The organism is Tenacibaculum caenipelagi (assembly GCF_004363005.1).
GTDB lineage: Bacteria > Bacteroidota > Bacteroidia > Flavobacteriales > Flavobacteriaceae > Polaribacter > Polaribacter caenipelagi.
Window position 1 is genome coordinate 138,963 of the sequence record NZ_SNYH01000007.1, and the last position, 17,184, is coordinate 156,146.

Consider the following 17,184-nt stretch of genomic DNA (forward strand, 5'->3'; position numbering starts at 1 on the left):
TATGCAATTTTTGAAGATTGGTTTTATTCTCTTAACCCATAAAGTCTAGCAACATATTTTCCAACAACATCAAACTCTAAATTTACTTTACTTCCAACTTTAAAATTTTTAAATGTAGTATGTTCAAAAGTATACGGTATAATTGCTACGCTAAATTCATCTTTTTTAGAATTCACCACGGTTAAACTCACTCCATTTACCGTAATTGACCCCTTTTCAATCGTAACATTGCTACCATCAAAATCGTATGAGAAAGTAAAAACAGTACTTCCATCTGCATCTTGTATATTTTTACAGGTTCCTGTTCTGTCTACATGCCCTTGTACAATATGACCATCTAAACGAGCTCCTAATTTCATTGCTCTTTCCAGATTTACCTCCTCACCTACTTTCAAATCACCAATATTCGTTTTATCTAAAGTTTCTTTTATGGCTGTAACAGTGTATTCATCTTCATCAATAGCTACAACAGTTAAACAAACACCGTTATGTGCTACACTTTGATCTATTTTTAACTCATTCGTAATTGTACTTTCAACAGTAAGGTGTAAATTCTCTTTTTCACGTTCAATACCTTTTACAATTCCAAGAGTTTCTATTATTCCGGTAAACATTCTATAAAATTTAGTTACTTTTGTTAGCATCAAAAATACAACTTTACCTACGAAAGTATACTATGGATAAAGCAAACAAAATTATTGTTGGAATTTCGGTTGGAGACATCAACGGAATTGGTATCGAAATTATTTTAAAAACTTTTGAAGACAAAAGAATGTTAGAGTTTTGTACTCCTGTATTATTTGCTTCGAACAAATTAATTTCATACCATAAAAAAGTTCTAAAACTAAACACCAACATCCATGGAATTACTTCAATTGATAAAATTGTACACGGTAAGGTTAATCTATTAAACATCTGGAAAGAAGAAGTTAAGATTGATTTAGGTAACATTACAGAAGAAGGTGGTAAGTACGCTTTAAAATCATTGCAAGCAGCAGTAGCAGCTTTGAAAAAAAATCAGATTGATGTTATTGTTACCGCTCCTATTAGTAAAGAGAATATTCAATCAGAAGAATTCAACTTCCCTGGGCATACAGAATATTTAGAAGAAAATTTAGAAGGGAAGAGTTTAATGATTTTGATGACAGAAGAGTTACGTATTGGATTGATAACAGGTCATATTCCTGTTTCAAAAGTAGCCGAAACGATTACGCCAGAACTCATTAAGTCTAAAGTTGACATCATGTACAATTCGTTAAAACAAGATTTCAATATTAACAAACCTAAAATTGCTGTTTTAGGTTTGAATCCACATTGTGGAGATAATGGAATTATTGGCACTGAAGATGATGAAATTATTCGTCCAGCCATTGCTGAAATAAAAGAATCTGGTAGACTAGTTTTTGGCCCTTATGCAGCCGATGGTTTCTTCGGATCTAAAACCTATGAGCAATTTGATGGTGTTTTAGCAATGTATCACGACCAAGGATTGGCTCCTTTTAAAGCTTTATCGTTTGGAAATGGTGTAAATTTTACAGCTGGTTTAAATAAAGTAAGAACCTCTCCAGATCATGGAACTGGCTTTGATATTTCGGGTAAAAACAAAGCAGATGCTACATCATTTAAAGAAGCTTTATTTACCTCATTACAAATATTTAAGAACCGAAAAGAGTATCAGGAACTTACTGATAATGCTTTAAACGTAAAATAGTTTATTTTTTTCGTACAAAATATAAAAATAAAAACATTTTTTATATCTTTGCACGCTCAAATTGATAGTTGTAGATGAAAGACTTAAAAGAATTCAACATACCTTTTATAGGTTTAAAAGAAGGAAGTCATTTATTTGAGTATCAAATTGGCAAAACGTTCTTTGAAGCATTTCAGTTTGACGAATTTAATGACGTTAATGTAAAAGCTGATATTACTTTTGTAAAAAAAAGCACCTTATTCGAGTTTTCTTTTACTATAAACGGGACTGTTAATGTTCCTTGTGATATCACTAACGAACTGTTTGACCTTCCTATTGATGGCAGTTTAAACTTAGTAGTTAAATTTGGACCAGAATTTAATGACGAACATGATGAAATTTTGATACTTCCATACGAAGCTTATCAAATTAATGTAGCACAATACATATATGAGTTAATTGTGTTATCAGTACCAACCAAAAGAATACATCCAAATGTAACTGATGGTTCGATGCAGTCAGATGCTTTAAGAAAATTAGAAGAATTAAGAATAAACGAAGAAAAAACTGTTGAAGAAGAATCAACAGACCCTAGATGGGATAAATTAAAGGATTTACTAACAGATAAATAAGACATAAAATGGCACATCCAAAGAGAAAAATATCTAAAACTAGAAGAGACAAAAGAAGAACTCACTATAAAGCTTCTGTTCCTCAAATAGCTGTTGATCCTACAACTGGAGAGGCTCATTTATACCACAGAGCTCACTGGCATGAAGGAAAACTTTATTACAGAGGTCAAGTAGTATTAGAAAGCGCTACTGCTGAGGCTTAAGAACTAGTTTAAAAACATAAAAAAACCCTCAATATTGAGGGTTTTTTTATGTTTTTTCATCAAAAATTACTCTTTTTGATGTTTTTTTCTATCAAAAAGTGAAATAATTTTCATTACTTTGAAAACTCGTTTTACGACAAAACAAACAACTATGACTAAAATAACTGCAGCTATAACAGCAGTAGGAAAATACGTTCCTGAGTACGCTCTAACCAACAAAGAGCTAGAAACTATGGTAGACACTAATGATGAGTGGATAACTACTAGAACAGGAATCAAAGAACGAAGAATCCTAAAGGGAGATGGACTTGGAACCTCTTTCATGGCCATTAAAGCAGCAGAAGATTTACTGCAAAAATCAAATACAAATCCAGAAGATATAGAAATGGTAATTGTAGCCACAGCTACACCCGATTTACCAGTAGCTTCGACAGCAGCTTATACAGCGTCTAAAATTGGAGCAATTAATGCCTTTTCTTATGACTTACAAGCAGCTTGTTCAAGTTTTTTATATGGTATGTCTACTGCAGCTAGGTATATTGAAAGCGGGCGTTATAAAAAAGTATTGTTAATAGGTGCAGATAAAATGTCTTCAATTATTGATTATACTGATAGAGCTACCTGTATTATTTTTGGTGACGGTGCCGGAGCTGTTTTATTTGAACCCAATAATGATGGCTTAGGATTACAAGATGAATACCTTCGAAGTGATGGTATTGGTCGTGAATTCTTAAAAATTGATGCAGGTGGATCAATCTTACCTCCATCAGAAGAAACCGTAAAAAACAAACAACACTTTGTTCATCAAGAAGGAAGAACAGTGTTTAAATTTGCTGTATCTAATATGGCAGACGTTTCTGAAAAAATGTTGACCAGAAACAATTTAACAAAAGAAGATATTCAGTGGTTAGTTCCACACCAAGCTAATAAAAGAATCATTGAAGCTACAGCTAATAGAGTTGGGCTAGAAGATGATAAAGTAATGATGAACATTCATAAGTACGGAAATACTACTTCTGCAACTTTACCTTTATTACTTGCCGATTATGAAAAAGAGTTGAAAAAAGGAGATAATTTAATTTTTGCCGCATTTGGTGGAGGATTCACTTGGGGATCTATCTACTTAAAATGGGCTTATAACTCATAACTAAACAACTAAAATTTAGGAAAATGGACATTAAAGAAATTCAAAGTCTTATAAAATTTGTAGCAAAATCAGGTGCAAGCGAAGTAAAACTAGAAATGGAAGATATTAAAATCACCATTAAAACAGGAAGCGAAGCCTCTGAAACTACCATTATTCAAGCAGCAGCTCCTGTAGCTTCTGCCCCACAAATGATTACTCCAGCACCAGTAGCTACCCCTGCTACACCAGCCTCTGCTGCTCCAACTGCTACTGAAGACGACTCAAAATATGTAACCATAAAATCACCGATCATTGGTACTTTTTACCGCAAACCATCACCAGACAAACCTGCATTTGTTGAAGTTGGTAGTACTGTTAATGCTGGTGATACTGTATGTGTTATCGAAGCAATGAAATTATTTAACGAAATTGAATCAGAAGTGTCTGGTAAAATCGTTAAAGTATTAGTGGATGATTCTTCTCCAGTAGAATTTGATCAACCATTATTTTTAGTAGACCCGTCATAACATTTAGTTTAGAAAGTTTAAAAGTTTGGAAGTTTACCAATAGTAATTGTTAAACTCATAAACCACTTAACGTATAAACTCATAAACTCATAAAGTATGTTTAAAAAGATATTAATTGCCAATAGAGGCGAAATCGCGCTACGTGTAATTAGAACCTGTAAAGAGATGGGTATAAAAACAGTAGCTGTTTATTCTAAAGCAGATGCCGAAAGTTTACACGTACGATTTGCTGATGAAGCTGTTTGTATTGGACCTGCACCAAGTAGCGAATCATATTTAAAAATGGATCGTATCATTGCTGCTGCCGAAATTACAAATGCTGATGCTATTCACCCGGGATATGGTTTCTTAGCTGAAAACGCTAAGTTTTCGAAACTATGTGAAGAGCACGATATAAAGTTTATTGGAGCTTCTCCTGAGATGATTGATCGTATGGGAGATAAAGCTAACGCTAAAGCTACCATGAAAGCTGCTGGTGTACCTTGTGTACCAGGTAGTGATGGTGTAATTACCACTTTTGAAGAATGTGAAAAAATCGCCGAAGAAACAGGATATCCTGTAATGTTAAAAGCTTCTGCAGGTGGTGGTGGAAAAGGAATGCGTGCTGTTTGGAAAGCTGAAGATTTAAAAGATGCTTGGGATTCTGCAAGACAAGAATCAAAAGCTGCTTTTGGAAATGATGATATGTATATGGAGAAGTTAATTGAAGAACCTCGCCATATCGAAATTCAAGTGGTTGGTGATGCTTACGGTAAAGCGTGTCACTTATCAGAAAGAGATTGTTCGGTACAACGTCGTCACCAAAAATTAACAGAAGAAACTCCATCTCCTTTCATGACGGAAGAATTACGTGATGCTATGGGAGCTGCTGCAGTAAAAGCGGCTGAGTTTATTAAATACGAAGGAGCTGGAACTGTTGAATTCTTAGTAGACAAACACCGTAACTTCTACTTTATGGAGATGAACACTCGTATTCAGGTAGAACACCCAATTACAGAAGAAGTAGTAGATTACGATTTAATTCGTGAGCAAATTTTAGTTGCGGCTGGTGTGCCAATTTCAGGTAAAAACTACAAGCCACAATTACACTCTATTGAATGTAGAATTAATGCAGAAGATCCTTATAATGGATTTAGACCTGCTCCTGGAAAAATTATTTCATATCATGCTCCAGGAGGACATGGTGTTCGTATTGATACACATGTTTATGCTGGTTATATGATTCCACCTAACTACGATTCAATGATTTCTAAGTTAATTGTTACTGCGCAAACACGTGAAGAAGCAATAAACAAAATGAAGCGTGCATTAGATGAGTATGTTATTGAAGGGGTAAAAACAACAATTCCTTTCCACAGACAATTAATGGATCATCCTGATTATGTAGCGGGTAACTATACCACTAAATTCATGGAAGATTTTGAAATGAAATAATATATTTCAACATACAATAAAAAAATCAGTGAGTAACTTCACTGATTTTTTTATTTCATAAATTCGCATAATGAATTTTTTATACAACTTACTTCTTTCAATAGTATCTATACTGCTTCCAATTATAGCTTTATTCAATAAAAAAATAAAGTTCTTTTATGAAGGAAGAAAAGAAACATTCTCTAAACTTAACAGTATTTCTAAAACCGACAAAGTAATTTGGTTTCATGCTGCTTCTTTAGGAGAGTTTGAACAAGGGAGACCCATTATAGAAGAACTAAAACAACTTTATACAGACTATAAAATAGTAGTTACTTTTTTTTCTCCTTCAGGATATGAAATAAGAAAAAGTTATCCGTTAGCTGATGTGATTTGTTATTTACCGTTAGACACTAAAACGAACGTTAAAAAGTTCATCAAACAAATACATCCTGAAGTAGCCATTATGATAAAATATGAGTTTTGGCCTAATCTATTATCTGAATTAAAAAAACAGCAAATTCCAACCATTTTAATTTCGGGTATTTTTAGAAAAAAACAATCCTTTTTTAAGTGGTATGGAGGTTTTATGCGTAAAAAACTAAATGCCTTCAATCACTTCTTTGTACAAAATGAAACTTCAAAAAGTTTATTAAATTCTATAGGATTTAACAATGCAACCATTGCTGGAGATACACGATTTGATCGTGTACATGATATTCTACAACAAGATAATACCTTAGCTTTTATTTCAGAATTTAAAAATAATCAATATACTACCGTTGCAGGAAGCACATGGAAAGAAGATGAAGAACTTTTAGTTAACTATATCAACAATCATGCTGCTGATCATGAAAAATTTATCATTGCTCCACACAACATAGATCATAAGCAAATCAAAGAACTACAACGTTCTATCCATAAAAAAACGATTCTTTATTCTGAAAAAAAAGGTAAGAATCTATCCGATTATCAAGTTTTTATAGTTAACACCATTGGTTTGCTTACCAAAATTTATTCATATGCAGATGTAGCCTACGTGGGTGGTGGGTTAGCTACTGGGTTACATAATATTTTAGAACCTGCTACTTATGGTATTCCTGTTATTTTTGGAGGTAATAAATACAAAAAATTTCAAGAAGCTGTTGATTTACTTTTTTTAGGAGGAGCTAAAACAGTTGTAAATACTAACGATTTTTCTAGTAATTTTGCTGTATTAGAATCAGGCAAAAAACTAAGAGAGCAAATGGGAAGTATTAACCACAATTACATTTCTAAAAATGTGGGTGCTACAAAAACCATTATCACTTATTTAAAAAACACATTATAATGGATTTTATATTACAACCTTGGCCTTGGTATGTATCTGGGCCACTTATAGCTACAATACTTTTCTTCTTTTTTTACTTTGGAAAAAACTTTGGAGTATCAACCAACTTAGAAACTCTCTGCACCATTGCTGGCGCAGGCAAAATATCTGATTACTTTAAAAAAGATTGGAAAGAGCGCGATTGGGCACTTGTTTTTTTGATAGGCTTGTTAATTGGTGGATATTTGGCTATTAACTATTTGTCTTCATCTACAGGAATTGACTTAAACCCAACAACAGTAAATGAATTAGCTGATTTAGGTTTTGCCGATGCTGGAAAAACATACGTGCCAAATGAAATTTTTAGCATTGATAACATGTTAACCTTAAAAGGTTTCGCCATTTTGTTAATTGCAGGAATTTTAATTGGTTTCGGAACAAGATATGCTGGTGGATGTACTTCTGGTCATGCTATTACAGGACTTAGTAGCTTGCAATTACCTTCGTTAATTGCAGTAATTGGCTTTTTTATTGGTGGTTTATTAATGATTTGGGTTGTGTTCCCTTTAATTTTTGGTTAAAATGAAAAATATAAAATTTTTACTTATCGGAATTATTTTTGGAATTATCCTATCTAAATCTGAAGCTGTTTCGTGGTATCGTATTTACGAAATGTTCAAATTCCAATCATTTCATATGTACGGAATTATTGGTTCTGCGGTAACCATTTCAATGATTTTTATGTACTTCTTTAAAAGTGGAAAAATCAAAGATTACTTAGGAAACCAAATCAATATAAAAGAGAAACAAAAAGGTTTTATAAGAACTTTAGTTGGAGGAACCCTCTTTGGATTAGGTTGGGCATTAGCTGGCGCTTGTCCTGCTCCAATATTTGTATTGATTGGACATGGTATACTCCCAATGATTATTGTTCTTTTAGGAGCCGTCTTAGGAGCTTTTATTTATGGATTGTTAAGTAAGAAGTTACCTAATTAATCTTTAATCGATAAAGGTTCAAATACATTAGAACTGGTATTATCCACAACTTTCCAGTTGTAGATTTTAGAAAGTTGGTAAATTTTCGATAATTCTTCAAATAAACGTGTTTTAGCGTCTTTTTGTAGTCGAGACACAGTGATTGTCGATTGAATCTTTTCAATCGCTTTAGCATTGAGCTTATTAAGCTCTTCTTTAGAAAAAGTATTGAACTGACTTTGTTGTAAATCAAAATACTTAATATCTGGAGAAATAACGATTTCTTCTTTAGGAATTTTGTTAATGATAATCTGTTTACCAATACTATCGATCTGAATTTCTAATTTAGATAAATCATAACCAACCTCAACCTTCGCGTTTACTGAAAGCATTGCCTTTTTTTCAAAGGATAGGTATCCATAAAAGTATTTTTTAGCATCAGAAAAGCTGTACATTTCAGAAAAACTTCCTTCAGAAACTACCAATTTACTTAGGTTTTGAATACCGTTTACAACTACTTGAATTTCTTCTTGCTTATATTTTTTCTCTTTTTTATCGTACCAAAATTTTGCAATTAAAAATCCTAATACAAAAACAGCAATGTATTTTAAAAAACGCATGTAGTCCTTTTTTCTATAAATATAGAAAAAGTATCTAAAGTGCTTTACGAAGTTTGTTCTATTTCTTTTTCCTCTTTAGGAAATGCTTGCTTGTTAAATAAAATAAGTAAAGCTACACCAATAGTTATCCAAGAGTCGGCACCATTAAAAATAGCATTAAAAAAAGTAAAGCTTTCGCCTTCATAAATTGGGAAATACAACATATCTACCACTTTACCATGAAACCATTCTCCGTAAGGGTTATCAGAAAAAAGTGTCGCCACATTATGGTACGAAGAATCGAAAATTACTCCATAAAAAACAGAATCGATAATATTTCCTACAGCACCTGCTAAAATTAGCGATATTGCTACAATTACTGCAGTATGCGATTTTTTCTTAATAGTTTGCCATAACCAGTACATAATACCAGTAACTGCAACAATTCTGAACAATGTTAAAAACAACTTACCAGCTTTTCCGCCGAACTCAAATCCCCAAGCCATTCCATTGTTTTCAGTAAAACGGATTCTAAACCAATCCATACCCAACACCTTGAATTCATCTCCTAATTGAAAATGGGTTTTGATATATATTTTACTTATTTGGTCAATTAAAATTGCCAAAACTACCGTAAGTATTGCGATGTGTTTTTTAGACATTATTTCAAATTAATGGAAACAAAAATAAGAAAACTATTCTTATGTTTTTGATACTTCTTTTTTAGAAAGAAAGACCAATAAACATTGAAGGTCATTGGTCTTTTTTATATTGATATGGCTAAGTGATTAACCTTTTAACCAAGCTTTTCTCAACTCATTTTGTTGTTGAGTAGCATTTGGGTTTTCTTTTAAACTAGTGCCTGTTGTATACGATTGAGTTAGTGTTGTTTTAATTACCACTTCTTTTCCGTCTCTATCTAGCTTAACCTCAACTTCTTTTCCTGGTTGCCACATATACATATTCGTAAAAACCTGATTGGCTGTTTCTTTAGTTACAGCAACCCCATCAACTTCTTTAATAGCATCATTAGGTTGTGCTCCATTTTCTGCCCAAAAACTATTGGCTTTTACCGCATCAGTAAATCGGACAGTTTCTGTAGCTTTATCTGCCTTAACAATCATAGCACCATTGTTTTGAATATAATTCGTCTTTACTTTTGATTCTTCTAACGTCAATCCTGCTTTTGCAAAAAACTCATTATAATTAATCGGAGTATTCCCTACAACATGGGTATTTAAAAACGCTCCTATTGACGGATAAGTCATTGCTGTAATTTCTTCAATTAACTTATCATCTTCAAACGGTTTGTTTTTCCCATATTTTAATGATAGCTCTTTCATTAACGATAGTACTCCTCTATTCCCGTTGCTCTCTTCACGCATTAAGATATCAATACACATCCCTATTAAAGCTCCTTTTTGGTACACATTGTAATACTGAGAAGCATAAGGTTCGTCTAATACATTTTCACTCATTTTGGTAAAACTCATTGTATCGTTCATAGAAGATGCTGTTTTAATTTTACCCATGATTTTTTGATAAAACTCGTCTTCTGAAACTAAACCTTGGTTTACTTGGAATAAAGTAGCAAAATACTCTGTAATTCCTTCATACATCCATAAATGCTTAGAGAATGTTGGTTGATTATAATCGAAATAATGTACATCTTCTGAGTGAACACTCAATGGAGTTACGATATGGAAAAATTCGTGAGACACCACGTCAATCATACTTTTTGCTAAAGCCTGGTCAGGCATAGCTTCAGGTAATACTACTACTGTTGATGTATGATGCTCTAAAGCTCCAAAACCTTTAGGAGCTTTTTCTGTTCCGTCAGATAAATATAAATAGATATCATAACGAGCAGTGCTATTGATGCTTCCTAAATACGCTTTTTGTGCTTGCATCATTTTTTCCATTACAGCCTTAATCTTTTCTGCTGAATGTTTTTTATTTGGTGAATATACACTTAATACAATTTTAATATCACCTACTTTAAACTCTTGAACGTCTAACTCTCCATAAAACATTGGGTTATCAGTAATATCAAAATAACGAGGTGCAAAATAAGTAGACGTTAATGTTGAACCATCTTCACTCGTTTTGGTATTTACTTCTTGTAAAGCTGAAGTTCTTTTAAATTTAGAAGGAGAAACAACATCTAACTTGTATTGGTTGTTTTTTAAAGAATCGAAATACCCAACAAATCCATGAAGATTTAATACATAATTAGTTGATTCAATATTTGTTCCAGCTGGTGAAAATGGAGTTTCTCCTCCAATTCCTCCTTTAACTTCCATATCAAAAGTATCATTAACTAAATATGCTACTTTATCTAGTTTCTTTGCTTCATTGATTTCCCAAGTATTGGTATCAATTTTTTTTACCTCTATCTCGTTACCATCATAATCATACGCTTTAAAATCGTCTATATATTTTCCAAAATCGCTTACAGAATACGTTCCTTGTACCACTCTAGGAAGTCTATATACTACTTTATCTGTAGAAAAACGTCCTGGGTTAATAGTTACAGGCACCTTATCATTAGTAACTTTAGTTAAATCTAAAGTAGTTACTATAGGATTATCAATAGCCAAATCATTAGTAGCTGTTTTTTTTACAGAACTACAACTAGTAAGTAAAAATGCTGCTATAGCGGTGGTTAGTATAATTTTGTTCATTTTTAAAGTTTATTTATTAAGAATTAGACAGCAAACAATACTGTTTGTTACATGGTAACTCTATAAAATTTTGTTAATTTCTACAAATTCACTGCTCAGCCTGTATATTGATGTTGGCATGTATAGAATTTATAGTTAGATGTTTTAGAGAAGATGGTATTGTTTTTCTATATGGAGAAACTTTTTTTTCTTCATTTATAATAATTGCTCCTTTATTCGTTACAAAATTTAATCCAACATTTGATGTTTTTGCAAAGACATTTCCTTGAAAAAGATGAACAATAGTACTTCTTGAAATAGTATTTAATTGAACATTTCCTCTTTCAATATATATACTTAATTCTCCTTGGTAACTTTTCGAAGTTACTCCTATTGTCTTTCCATGAAGGGTTATTTTTTTGTTTTTAGGAATTTTAACTAAAGCCCAAGCTCTTTGCAATCGTTTTGTAATATACTTTCTAAAAACACCATCTTGAATTGGTAAAAAATTAAGCTCAAATTCAATTTTCAAAACGCTTTCTTCTTCTTTAAATAAAATATTATGTGTATTTGGGTTTTCATCATATAACACTACCTCTAATTCATCATTCTCGGAATTTTCAAGAACAATATCATCTAACCCATACGTAACAATTTCGAATTCTTCTTTTAGTATACTTCTTTTTTGTATAATTTTTTCCTGACAAAAAAGAAATGAATTACTGATGAGTACAACTATTAAAAAAATAAAATTCTTCATATAAAAATAAAAAAAGCCTCTAAAAGAGGCTTTTAATAGTTATTTACACAGATTATTGTTTACGCTTAGCTTCAATACTTAGAGTAGCATGAGGCACTAATTTTAAGCGTTCTTTTTGTATCAGTTTACCTGTAACTCTACAAATACCATAGGTCTTATTTTCTATACGAACCAAAGCATTCTTTAAGTCACGAATAAATTTTTCTTGGCGAATAGCTAATTGCATATTTGCCTCTTTGGCCATCGTATCTGACCCTTCTTCAAATGATTTAAAAGTAGGTGAAGTATCATCGGTACCGTTATCTGATCCATTTTTATAAGATGATTGTAACAATTTTAAATCTTCTTCTGCTTTTTCTATTTTTCTGGTAATGATCTCCTTAAACTCTTGCAAGTCACTATCAGAATATCTTATTTTTACATCTTCCATAATGCTATATTTTTTCAATTAACATTCTACTTTTAATGGTATCAAACTCAATTTCTGTACCATTCTTTAAATCATCAACAAAAACTAATTCATTTGTTAATGTTTCTGCTTTTATGTAGTTTTCATTTGCCAATACCGATTCTCTTAAATCATCAGCTTGTAAAATGGTTAATTTTATTTTATCGGTTACCTCTAAACCTGTGTCTTTTCGTGCGTTTTGAATTCTATTAATCAATTCTCTTGCCACACCTTCTTTACGTAAATTTTCGTTTATTGTAACATCTAAAGCTACGGTTAACCCTTCTGCATTTGCTACCAACCAACCTTCGATATCTTTTGATGAAATCTCCACATCAGCGGTTCCTAAAGTAATCATTTTATTGTTAATTTCCACAGAAATTTCTCCTTCTTTTTCTATTTTGAAGATATTTTCCTGTGTGAAACCTTGTATTTTATTAGCTATCAGCTTCATATCTTTACCAAATTTTGGCCCTAAAGCTTTAAAATTCGGCTTGATTTGTTTCACTAAAATTCCTGAAGCATCATCTAATAATTCTATTTCTTTTACGTTTACTTCTGATTTAATTAAGTCGGCTACCGCTAAGATTTCTTCCTTCTGAGTGGCGTCTAAAACTGGAATCATAATTTTCTGTAACGGTTGGCGTACTTTGATTTTTTCTTTAGCTCTTAGAGATAAAACTAATGAAGAAATCGTTTGTGCATTTTCCATTTTACGCTCCAGTGATTTATCAACCAAATCAGCATTGTGTTTAGGAAATTCAGCAATGTGTACACTTTCAAAATTCTCTACACCTGTTGCTTTTGTTAAATCTTTATACAAACGATCCATAAAGAATGGAGCTACAGGAGATCCTAATTTAGCTACCGTTAACATACAGGTATACAAAGTTTGGTATGCAGAAATTTTATCTTGTGCATACTCTCCCTTCCAGAAACGTCTTCTACACAAACGTACGTACCAGTTACTTAGGTGATCTTGTACAAAATCAGAAATTGCTCTGGTGGCTTTGGTTGGTTCATACTCTGCATAGAATTTATCTACCTTTTCTACTAACGTATTTAACTCAGATAATATCCAACGATCAATCTCTGGTCGCTCATTAATTGCAATTTCGGCTTCACTATACGTGAAATTGTCAATATTAGCATATAATGAGAAGAATGAATAGGTATTGTATAAAGTTCCGAAGAATTTACGTTTTACCTCTTCTATTCCTGCAATATCAAATTTTAAGTTATCCCAAGGATTAGCGTTTGAAATCATGTACCAACGCGTAGCATCTGGACCGAATTCTGACAATGTAGTAAATGGATCGACTGCATTTCCTAAACGTTTTGACATTTTTTGCCCGTTCTTGTCTAACACTAACCCGTTAGATACTACATTTTTATACGCAACGGAATCAAATACCATCGTTCCAATCGCATGTAAGGTATAAAACCATCCACGAGTTTGATCTACTCCTTCTGCAATGAAGTTCGCTGGGTAACTTTCTTTATTATCTATTAATTCTTTATTTTCAAACGGATAATGCCACTGTGCATAAGGCATAGAACCAGAATCGAACCAAACATCAATTAAATCGCTTTCGCGCTTCATTGGTTTTCCTGATGTAGAAACTAAGATGATTTTATCAACTACATTTTTGTGTAAATCGATTTTATCATAGTTGTCTTCTGACATGTTTCCTACTTCAAAATCAGCAAAAATATCTTCAGCCATTACCCCTGCATCCACAGCTTTTGCGATTTCTGATTTCAATTCTTCTACAGAACCAATACAAATTTGCTCTGTTCCGTCTTCAGTACGCCAAATAGGTAACGGGATTCCCCAGAAACGAGAACGAGACAAGTTCCAATCATTGGCATTTTTTAACCAGTTACCAAAACGTCCTTCTCCTGTCGACTTTGGTTTCCAATTAATAGTTTCATTTAAATCGAACATTCTATCCTTTACATCAGTCACCTTAATAAACCAAGAATCTAATGGATAGTATAAAATTGGTTTATCGGTACGCCAACAGTTTGGATAACTGTGTACATATTTTTCTACCTTAAAAGCTTTATTTTCTTCTTTTAATTGAATCGCTAATTCTACATCTACCGATTTTTCTGGTGCTTCACCATCAGCATAGTATTCATTCTTCACATATTTACCAGCAAACGCCCCCATCTCTGGACGGAACTTCCCTTGTAAATCTACTAATGGAACTGGATTCTCGTTTTCATCTAACACCAACATTGGAGGTACTTCTGGAGTTGCCTGTTTTGCTACTAAAGCATCATCGGCACCAAACGTAGGTGCAGTATGCACAATACCTGTACCATCTTCAGTCGTAACAAAATCTCCCGAAATTACTCTAAAAGCATTTTCTGGGTTTTGGAATGGTAATGCAAACGGTAATAATTGCTCGTACTTAATTCCTACTAAATCAGCTCCTTTAAATTCTTTTACGATGTAATAAGGAATTTTCTTATCTCCTGCTCCATATGCAGATAACTCATCTGCATTTTCTACTTCGTAGAATTTTCCAGCAAATTGTTTACCTACTAAGTTTTTCGCTAAAACTACTTGAATTGGTTCAAATGTATATTGATTGAAGGATTGAACTAACACATAATCAATCTTAGGCCCCACAGTTAATGCTGTATTTGAAGGAAGTGTCCATGGAGTGGTTGTCCATGCTAAAAAGTGTACATCTCCTTCAACTTGTAAAAACTCAGGTAACGTTTCTTTAATTGTTTTAAACTGAGCTACCACTGTAGTATCAGTAACATCTTGATAGGTTCCTGGTTGATTTAATTCGTGCGAACTTAACCCTGTTCCTGCTTTTGGTGAATACGGTTGAATAGTGTATCCTTTATACAACAAATCTTTATCATAGATTTGTTTTAGTAACCACCAAACCGATTCCATATACTTTGGTTTATAAGTAATATATGGATCTTCCATATCTACCCAATACCCCATTTTTTGAGTTAGGTCATTCCAAATATCAGTATAACGCATTACAGCTTTTTTACACGCTTCGTTGTATTCTTCAACTGTAATTTTTGTTCCAATATCTTCTTTGGTGATTCCTAATTCTTTTTCAACCCCCAATTCTACAGGTAACCCATGGGTATCCCAACCTGCTTTACGCTTAACTTGATATCCTTTTTGAGTTTTATAACGACAAAAAATATCTTTAATGGCACGTGCCATTACGTGATGAATTCCTGGTAAACCGTTTGCTGAAGGTGGCCCTTCAAAAAACACAAATGGTTCGTTCCCTTCACGTGTAGTAATACTTTTTTCAAAGATGTTGTTTTCCTCCCAATAGTTTAATATTTCTTCAGCTACTTTTGGTAAATCCAATCCTTTGTATTCAGTAAACTTTTTACTCATTTTGTCGATATATTAATTGAATGTGCGAAATTACGTATTTTCTTGTAATTGTTGAGTTTGAGATACAAAAAAACACCTCTAATTAGAGGTGCTTTTGATATGAGTAATAATTTTATGCAGATAAACTAATTAATTCCTCTTTCTTTTTTAATCTGTTCGTATGCAACTTGAATTTTTTGAAACTTTTCATTTGCTCCTTTTTTATGTTCTTCTCCTAAGTTTTGTAACTTATCTGGATGATGTTTTTTAGCCATTCTGCGATACGCTTTTTTTATTTCATCATTACTAGCTTGTTTTGTTATTTCAAGCATTTTATACGCACTATCAGATTCATTATAAAACATTGCTTTTATTGATGAATAGTCATATTCATTGATGTATAAATAGCTTGCTATTTTTCGAATTTCTTGTTCTTCAGTACCACTTACCTGCCCATCAGCTTTTGCTATTCCAAATAAAAAATGAACCAATTGTAATCGCGTAGAATGTGACATATGTTGACGAATTTGCAAACAAACCTGACGTGTTGAGATTTGTTTTTTAATAATCCCACTAAACAATTTAAATGCATGATTCGCTCGATCTTTACCATACATTTTCACAAAATACATACGTACGTAATCTAACTCTCGTTGATCTATTTTTCCATCGGCTTTTATAACTACCGATGCTAATATTAATAAGCTAATTTCAAAATCGCCTGAAGTAGCTCTTCCTCTTGTACCCTCATATTGCCTCTGCTGATATTCTTGTTGCTCTTGAGTAAAATCTTCTATAGAAATCCCGTCAATAAAACTCCCTACAACAAACCCCACAATAGCCCCAATAGGGCCTCCCAATGTAAAGCCTGCTCCTGCACCAAGCCACTTTGCAAATTTTCCCATTATTAAAAATTTAAAAGAGCAAAGATAAAATATTAACTAGCTACGACCATAGACTATTTCAAGTTGATTGTTGCCATGAAAATCAGTATCTTTGTATCAAAATTTAATTCAAAAATATGTATCCAGAAGAATTAGTAAAACCAATGCGTGATCAATTAATCAACGCTGGTTTTGAAGCTTTATATACTGCTGAAGATGTTGACAATGCTTTAGCCAAAGAAGGAACAACTTTAGTAATGGTTAACTCGGTTTGTGGATGTGCTGCAGGTACTGCAAGACCAGGAGCTATCGCTTCTTTAGGAGCAGATAAAGTTCCTACACATTTAACAACTGTTTTTGCAGGAGTAGAAAAAGAGTCTACTGCAAAGGCAAGAGAATATATGATTCCTTTCCCTCCATCATCACCTGCAATTGCTTTATTTAAAGATGGTAACTTAGTGCACATGTTAGAGCGCCATCATATTGAAGGACGTTCAGCAGAGGCAATCGCACAAAATTTAGCTGCAGCTTACGACGAGTTTTGTTAATCTTTTTAGACACAAGGCTTTTAGAATAAAAACCTAA

General features: G+C 32.8%; 18 protein-coding genes. 10 read left to right on the forward strand and 8 right to left on the reverse strand.

Annotated elements, in window-relative coordinates; translation table 11 throughout:
* Nucleotides 1-23: 23 nt before the first annotated feature.
* Complete coding sequence (locus tag DFQ07_RS14875; RefSeq protein WP_133538046.1) at nucleotides 24-614, reverse strand: riboflavin synthase; 591 nt, start codon at nucleotides 612-614, stop codon at nucleotides 24-26.
* Nucleotides 615-676: 62 nt separating this feature from the next.
* Here DFQ07_RS14875 and pdxA point away from each other — a divergent pair, with 62 nt between their 5' ends.
* From pdxA to DFQ07_RS14920, 9 genes are all read left to right on the forward strand, one after another.
* Entirely contained in the window at nucleotides 677-1,711 is a 1,035-nt protein-coding gene (pdxA, locus tag DFQ07_RS14880; protein ID WP_133538047.1) for a 4-hydroxythreonine-4-phosphate dehydrogenase PdxA, read from the forward strand.
* Between the two features lie 74 nt (nucleotides 1,712-1,785).
* Nucleotides 1,786-2,322 (forward strand): YceD family protein, encoded by a 537-nt coding sequence (locus tag DFQ07_RS14885; protein ID WP_133538048.1) that lies wholly within the window; start codon nucleotides 1,786-1,788, stop codon nucleotides 2,320-2,322.
* Between the two features lie 8 nt (nucleotides 2,323-2,330).
* The gene (gene rpmF / locus DFQ07_RS14890) at nucleotides 2,331-2,525 is read left to right on the forward strand and encodes a 50S ribosomal protein L32 (protein ID WP_028892219.1); all 195 of its coding nucleotides are present in this window, start codon (nucleotides 2,331-2,333) and stop codon (nucleotides 2,523-2,525) included.
* Nucleotides 2,526-2,676: 151 nt separating this feature from the next.
* Entirely contained in the window at nucleotides 2,677-3,672 is a 996-nt protein-coding gene (locus DFQ07_RS14895) for a beta-ketoacyl-ACP synthase III (RefSeq protein WP_133538049.1), read from the forward strand.
* A gap of 23 nt (nucleotides 3,673-3,695) precedes the next feature.
* Nucleotides 3,696-4,178 (forward strand): acetyl-CoA carboxylase biotin carboxyl carrier protein, encoded by a 483-nt coding sequence (gene accB / locus DFQ07_RS14900; RefSeq protein ID WP_133538050.1) that lies wholly within the window; start codon nucleotides 3,696-3,698, stop codon nucleotides 4,176-4,178.
* A gap of 96 nt (nucleotides 4,179-4,274) precedes the next feature.
* Complete coding sequence (accC, locus tag DFQ07_RS14905; protein ID WP_133538051.1) at nucleotides 4,275-5,612, forward strand: acetyl-CoA carboxylase biotin carboxylase subunit; 1,338 nt, start codon at nucleotides 4,275-4,277, stop codon at nucleotides 5,610-5,612.
* A gap of 70 nt (nucleotides 5,613-5,682) precedes the next feature.
* Nucleotides 5,683-6,921 carry a 3-deoxy-D-manno-octulosonic acid transferase gene (locus tag DFQ07_RS14910; RefSeq protein ID WP_133538052.1) on the forward strand — a complete coding sequence of 413 codons (1,239 nt, stop codon included), beginning with the start codon at nucleotides 5,683-5,685 and terminating at the stop codon, nucleotides 6,919-6,921.
* Entirely contained in the window at nucleotides 6,921-7,481 is a 561-nt protein-coding gene (locus DFQ07_RS14915) for a YeeE/YedE family protein (protein ID WP_133538053.1), read from the forward strand. The genes DFQ07_RS14910 and DFQ07_RS14915 overlap by 1 nt, the downstream gene beginning before the upstream one ends.
* A 1-nt stretch (nucleotide 7,482) precedes the next feature.
* Nucleotides 7,483-7,896, forward strand: coding sequence for a DUF6691 family protein (locus DFQ07_RS14920; RefSeq protein ID WP_133538054.1), 414 nt, complete (start codon nucleotides 7,483-7,485; stop codon nucleotides 7,894-7,896).
* Here DFQ07_RS14920 and DFQ07_RS14925 read toward each other — a convergent pair.
* The 7 genes from DFQ07_RS14925 to DFQ07_RS14955 all read right to left on the reverse strand — a co-directional run bounded on the left by DFQ07_RS14925 (nucleotide 7,893) and on the right by DFQ07_RS14955 (nucleotide 16,620).
* Complete coding sequence (locus DFQ07_RS14925; RefSeq protein ID WP_133538055.1) at nucleotides 7,893-8,495, reverse strand: DUF4230 domain-containing protein; 603 nt, start codon at nucleotides 8,493-8,495, stop codon at nucleotides 7,893-7,895. The two genes, DFQ07_RS14920 and DFQ07_RS14925, sit on opposite strands and share 4 nt — an antisense overlap.
* Before the next feature lie 44 nt (nucleotides 8,496-8,539).
* Nucleotides 8,540-9,136 carry a lipoprotein signal peptidase gene (locus DFQ07_RS14930; RefSeq protein WP_133538056.1) on the reverse strand — a complete coding sequence of 199 codons (597 nt, stop codon included), beginning with the start codon at nucleotides 9,134-9,136 and terminating at the stop codon, nucleotides 8,540-8,542.
* Between the two features lie 126 nt (nucleotides 9,137-9,262).
* On the reverse strand, nucleotides 9,263-11,158 hold the full coding sequence (locus DFQ07_RS14935) for a M61 family metallopeptidase (RefSeq protein WP_133538057.1): 1,896 nt from the start codon (nucleotides 11,156-11,158) through the stop codon (nucleotides 9,263-9,265).
* An 88-nt stretch (nucleotides 11,159-11,246) separates the two neighbouring features.
* On the reverse strand, nucleotides 11,247-11,897 hold the full coding sequence (locus tag DFQ07_RS14940) for a hypothetical protein (protein WP_133538058.1): 651 nt from the start codon (nucleotides 11,895-11,897) through the stop codon (nucleotides 11,247-11,249).
* Between the two features lie 52 nt (nucleotides 11,898-11,949).
* Entirely contained in the window at nucleotides 11,950-12,327 is a 378-nt protein-coding gene (locus tag DFQ07_RS14945) for a TraR/DksA family transcriptional regulator (protein WP_133538059.1), read from the reverse strand.
* A 4-nt stretch (nucleotides 12,328-12,331) separates the two neighbouring features.
* The gene (ileS, locus tag DFQ07_RS14950; protein ID WP_133538060.1) at nucleotides 12,332-15,736 is read right to left on the reverse strand and encodes an isoleucine--tRNA ligase; all 3,405 of its coding nucleotides are present in this window, start codon (nucleotides 15,734-15,736) and stop codon (nucleotides 12,332-12,334) included.
* A gap of 125 nt (nucleotides 15,737-15,861) precedes the next feature.
* Nucleotides 15,862-16,620 carry a TerB family tellurite resistance protein gene (locus tag DFQ07_RS14955; RefSeq protein WP_133538061.1) on the reverse strand — a complete coding sequence of 253 codons (759 nt, stop codon included), beginning with the start codon at nucleotides 16,618-16,620 and terminating at the stop codon, nucleotides 15,862-15,864.
* A gap of 116 nt (nucleotides 16,621-16,736) precedes the next feature.
* On the opposite strand from DFQ07_RS14955, the gene DFQ07_RS14960 reads away from it, so the two are divergent.
* Nucleotides 16,737-17,147 (forward strand): BrxA/BrxB family bacilliredoxin, encoded by a 411-nt coding sequence (locus tag DFQ07_RS14960; RefSeq protein ID WP_133538062.1) that lies wholly within the window; start codon nucleotides 16,737-16,739, stop codon nucleotides 17,145-17,147.
* The last annotated feature ends 37 nt before the right edge of the window (nucleotides 17,148-17,184 follow it).

Excerpts from the sequence above, each read along its gene's own strand:
- DFQ07_RS14875 (WP_133538046.1), bottom strand. The coding sequence starts at position 614 with ATGTTTACCGGAATAATAGAAACTCTTGGAATTGTAAAAGGTATTGAA.
- pdxA (WP_133538047.1), top strand. The coding sequence starts at position 677 with ATGGATAAAGCAAACAAAATTATTGTTGGAATTTCGGTTGGAGACATC.
- DFQ07_RS14885 (WP_133538048.1), top strand. The coding sequence starts at position 1,786 with ATGAAAGACTTAAAAGAATTCAACATACCTTTTATAGGTTTAAAAGAA.
- rpmF (WP_028892219.1), top strand. The coding sequence starts at position 2,331 with ATGGCACATCCAAAGAGAAAAATATCTAAAACTAGAAGAGACAAAAGA.
- DFQ07_RS14895 (WP_133538049.1), top strand. The coding sequence starts at position 2,677 with ATGACTAAAATAACTGCAGCTATAACAGCAGTAGGAAAATACGTTCCT.
- accB (WP_133538050.1), top strand. The coding sequence starts at position 3,696 with ATGGACATTAAAGAAATTCAAAGTCTTATAAAATTTGTAGCAAAATCA.
- accC (WP_133538051.1), top strand. The coding sequence starts at position 4,275 with ATGTTTAAAAAGATATTAATTGCCAATAGAGGCGAAATCGCGCTACGT.
- DFQ07_RS14910 (WP_133538052.1), top strand. The coding sequence starts at position 5,683 with ATGAATTTTTTATACAACTTACTTCTTTCAATAGTATCTATACTGCTT.
- DFQ07_RS14915 (WP_133538053.1), top strand. The coding sequence starts at position 6,921 with ATGGATTTTATATTACAACCTTGGCCTTGGTATGTATCTGGGCCACTT.
- DFQ07_RS14920 (WP_133538054.1), top strand. The coding sequence starts at position 7,483 with ATGAAAAATATAAAATTTTTACTTATCGGAATTATTTTTGGAATTATC.
- DFQ07_RS14925 (WP_133538055.1), bottom strand. The coding sequence starts at position 8,495 with ATGCGTTTTTTAAAATACATTGCTGTTTTTGTATTAGGATTTTTAATT.
- DFQ07_RS14930 (WP_133538056.1), bottom strand. The coding sequence starts at position 9,136 with ATGTCTAAAAAACACATCGCAATACTTACGGTAGTTTTGGCAATTTTA.
- DFQ07_RS14935 (WP_133538057.1), bottom strand. The coding sequence starts at position 11,158 with ATGAACAAAATTATACTAACCACCGCTATAGCAGCATTTTTACTTACT.
- DFQ07_RS14940 (WP_133538058.1), bottom strand. The coding sequence starts at position 11,897 with ATGAAGAATTTTATTTTTTTAATAGTTGTACTCATCAGTAATTCATTT.
- DFQ07_RS14945 (WP_133538059.1), bottom strand. The coding sequence starts at position 12,327 with ATGGAAGATGTAAAAATAAGATATTCTGATAGTGACTTGCAAGAGTTT.
- ileS (WP_133538060.1), bottom strand. The coding sequence starts at position 15,736 with ATGAGTAAAAAGTTTACTGAATACAAAGGATTGGATTTACCAAAAGTA.
- DFQ07_RS14955 (WP_133538061.1), bottom strand. The coding sequence starts at position 16,620 with ATGGGAAAATTTGCAAAGTGGCTTGGTGCAGGAGCAGGCTTTACATTG.
- DFQ07_RS14960 (WP_133538062.1), top strand. The coding sequence starts at position 16,737 with ATGTATCCAGAAGAATTAGTAAAACCAATGCGTGATCAATTAATCAAC.